General features: G+C 62.0%; 5 protein-coding genes. 2 read left to right on the forward strand and 3 right to left on the reverse strand.

The features are described from left to right. Window positions 1–326: YafY family protein (locus EN964_RS29465; RefSeq protein WP_127273646.1), on the forward strand; the 326-nt coding region annotated here is incomplete at its 5' end. Between the two features lie 61 nt (window positions 327–387). On the opposite strand, the gene EN964_RS29470 is transcribed toward EN964_RS29465, so the two are convergent. Both EN964_RS29470 and EN964_RS37890 read right to left on the reverse strand, forming a co-directional pair. Further along, window positions 388–1083 (reverse strand): DUF1013 domain-containing protein, encoded by a 696-nt coding sequence (locus EN964_RS29470; protein ID WP_127269986.1) that lies wholly within the window; start codon window positions 1081–1083, stop codon window positions 388–390. A 305-nt stretch (window positions 1084–1388) separates the two neighbouring features. Next, the gene (locus EN964_RS37890; RefSeq protein WP_164748827.1) at window positions 1389–2024 is read right to left on the reverse strand and encodes a hypothetical protein; all 636 of its coding nucleotides are present in this window, start codon (window positions 2022–2024) and stop codon (window positions 1389–1391) included. A 227-nt stretch (window positions 2025–2251) separates the two neighbouring features. Here EN964_RS37890 and EN964_RS37895 point away from each other — a divergent pair, with 227 nt between their 5' ends. Then, a complete protein-coding gene (locus tag EN964_RS37895; RefSeq protein ID WP_164751160.1) occupies window positions 2252–2425 on the forward strand; it encodes a hypothetical protein in 174 nt (57 codons plus the stop codon). Between the two features lie 78 nt (window positions 2426–2503). On the opposite strand, the gene EN964_RS29480 is transcribed toward EN964_RS37895, so the two are convergent. Continuing rightward, window positions 2504–3349 (reverse strand): autotransporter outer membrane beta-barrel domain-containing protein (locus EN964_RS29480; protein ID WP_127277073.1); only part of this gene is annotated, 846 nt, incomplete at its 5' end.

Here is a 3349-nt window from a genome sequence, read left to right on the forward strand (position 1 = left end):
CTGCCCGCGAGGCGATCGACCTGATCGAGCGCGCGGTCGAAAAACGCCAGGTGCTGACCATCGACTATTCCGACGAGGCCGGCCGCGGCACAGCCCGCGATATCCGCCCGCTCGGCCTGTGGTTTTGGGGCAAGGTGTGGACCCTGGTCGCCTGGTGCGAGATGCGCGACGATTTCCGCGCCTTCCGCATCGATCGCATTGCCTCCGTGGTCATCGCCGGCCGCATCTTCAAGCCGGAACGCGGCAAGCAGCTCGCCGACTTCTACCGCGCGGTGGAGCGCAGCGAGGATTACGGCATGGCGCCGGACCGCGCGGCGCGAAGCTGAGTTGTTGACCACATAAAAAAGCCCGCTCGAAGCGGGCTTTTTTTTGGAATGTCAGACAACCTCACTCGTCGTCGTCATTGTCCGTGTTCTTCGACTTCAAGGCCGAGAGCTTGGCGAACACGGCATTGGCGTCGAGTTCGGCATCCTCGTCTTTCGGCTTTTCGGGAGCCGGCACCAGCCGCTCGGTCAGGGCCGCCGGCAGCAGCGTGTCGCCGACCGGCTGCGCCTGTTCGCGGCCGCGCGAGGCGCGATTGACTTCCATGTCGAGGTCGATCTGCGAGGCGAGGCCCAGCGTCACCGGGTCCATCGGCTGTAGATTGGCCGAATTCCAGTGCTTGCGCTCACGGATCTGCTCGATCGTGGACTTGGTGGTGCCGACGAGGCGCGAGATCTGCGCGTCCTTGAGCTCGGGATGGTTGCGCACCAGCCACAGAATCGCGTTCGGCCGGTCCTGGCGCTTCGACAGCGGCGTGTAGCGCGGACCCTTGCGCTTGGATTCAGGCACCCGCACCTTGGGATCCGAAAGCTTCAGGCGCTGGTTCGAATCCTTCTCGGCACGGGCGATCTCGTCGCGGGTCAGCTGTCCGGTCATGATCGGGTCCATGCCCTTGATGCCTTGCGCCGATTCACCGTCGGCGATTGCCTTGACCTCGAGCGGGTGCAGCCCGCAGAACTGCGCGATCTGCTCGAAGGAAAGTGCGGTATTGTCGACCAGCCAGACAGCGGTCGCCTTGGGCATCAGCAGCGTATTGGCCATTTTACAAATCCTTCTCGTTCGCCCGCGTTCCCGCGCGGGCGGTGGTTTAGAGCCACCAAAATGGGAAATTCGCGGTCTGTATAACCGCTCTCGGGTCGTTTCGCAACGTTTTTGGAGCCAAAGACCGCACCGCGTGCGCTGCGCGCTCAAGACCGCCGGATCGCCCGGAGCGCGACCGCCCCTTGTTCGACGGACGGCGCAAAAAATCGCGCGTCGGCTTTCCGGCCTGCCGGTTATCGGCCCGACAGCTCCACCTACCCCAGGTCGAATGCCTCGAAACGGTAGCGGCCAGTTGTCATCCAGGTTCAGTAGAACGGCGAATATGGCTCCAGTCCCGCTCGCGTGAAGATGGAAATGGGGTGATCAATTCGCGCGACAACGCCCGCCCCCAAATTGATGCCCGTTCCGTCGCAGACACTAAAGACTTTCGACCGCGTTCCGATCAGCACATGGACCGGTTTCCCCGCCTGGACGGGGTATGTACTGTTGTGGATGAAAAGGACCCCGCTCGCTTGTAGCGTGTCGTGCGCATTGCCGTTGCTGCTCGAAATTTCGACGTAGTCGCGACCCGCGAATGAATTGTTCGTCCAGATGCCGACAACTCCTTCCACCGAGAGCCAACCATTCGCCCAGCCGTCGGCATCGCGAGGATAGTATTGTCTGAACAGGCGATAGGTCACGCGGTCCGATAGCCAAAAAACCGTCACGTAGCCGTCCATGTCCGGCACATAGGTGAACCAGATACCGGTCTCGCTCGTGGCGCGCAGGCTATCCGAATCGTATGGGTCCAGATTGTTGGCGCTGACGAAATCCATCGAGAGCGGTACCGGATCGGTCACGGCATGATCGTAGAGTTGGGTGAGCGTCCACCGTCCATTATAGTTGAACCACTTGTCGAAGTAGGTTCCTCGATCGACCGTGTTCAGGTCGATCCTCTGCAATTCCCCCCGTTCGACCGGACCAAAAGGAACTGGCCCCAGGTCCGGTATATCGAGGCGTGGTATCATAACCGTGCTGGTCGTGGTCGTTGCGACAATCTGCCTAGATCGAGCAAGGATCCTGTTTTGCCAACCGCCGATCGCACGTTCCGCGCAATCAGGTCCGCCCGATAGTCTCGCCAATAGTGCCCGGACCGGATCTTTTCGAACGCGACCATCTCTTCGATCAGATGGTCGACGTCTTTGGCGGAACGTCTTGTCTTGGAAAGGAAAGCATTCTGCTTGCCAAGCAATTTCTCTCGCGCCTTGGCCTCGCCTTCCAGAAGGTCCGTGTCGAATGGCAGTTTACATCCCTGCGTTGGGACAAAACCGCTTTCATGCTTGGTGTGGAAATCGACCTTTGACCTGACCATGTGACCTCCAGCAGTTTCTTGCCATTACCGTGGTGACGGTGCGCTTTTGCTGCTCGCCACCTGTTGCCGTCAGAACTTCACGGCGAGATCGACCTTTGCGCCCTGGTCGACCGTGCCGCCGCCGAATTGGCCGGTATAGGCCAGGCCCAGCGTCGCGTTGGCCGACATGTTGAAGTCGAGCCCAGCCTCGACGACCGCGCTGTCCCTGGCGATCGGCACGCCGGCGATGGTGAAGGCGTCGCCGCCGGCGAAGGCGAAGCTGGAGGTCGGCGTGACATCGCCGAAGGCATGACGCCAGCCGAGCATGCCGCGCGCGGTGACGTTCATGCCGCCAAACGCGAAGTCCGAGGAACCGCGCAGGCCGAGCGTGGTGAAGGTCGCATCGGTGGACGTACCGGCGCTGGTCAGTGCCGCATCGCCACCGTCTTCGGTGAAGCCGTCGGTATGGACGCTGACATAGGCCAGGTTGGCGAACGGTTCGAACCTGAATTGTCCGGCATCGGCCTTGTAGGCGAGTTCGCCGAAGACCTGCGCGGTGCCGGCATCGTAGTCGGCCGACAACCCATCCGTGAAGCCGTTGAAAGCAACCGAGCGTTTGGTCGAAAGACTGCTCCAGGAGTAGGCAGCGCCGGTGCGGAAAGCGATGGCGCCCCAGTTGGTGCCGCCATAGAGGCCGAGGTGATAGCTGTCGCTCTTGCCGGAGGAGTTTCGGTCGTCGGCATCGAAGCTCGAATGGCTGTAGCCACCGAGCAAACCGACACGCCAGCCGCCCACCAGCGTGTCGGCGCCCGCCAGCAGGCCCCCCGTCGAACGATCGAAGGCAGCGGCATTGCCGTCGGAGTCCGTGCTGCCCCAGGAACCAAAAGCCTGGCCCCAGACGGCAAAACGGTCGGTGTCGGCGGCGACCATTTCGGG

The organism is Mesorhizobium sp. M7A.F.Ca.CA.001.10.2.1 (assembly GCF_003998575.1).
Taxonomy (GTDB): Bacteria; Pseudomonadota; Alphaproteobacteria; order Rhizobiales; family Rhizobiaceae; genus Mesorhizobium.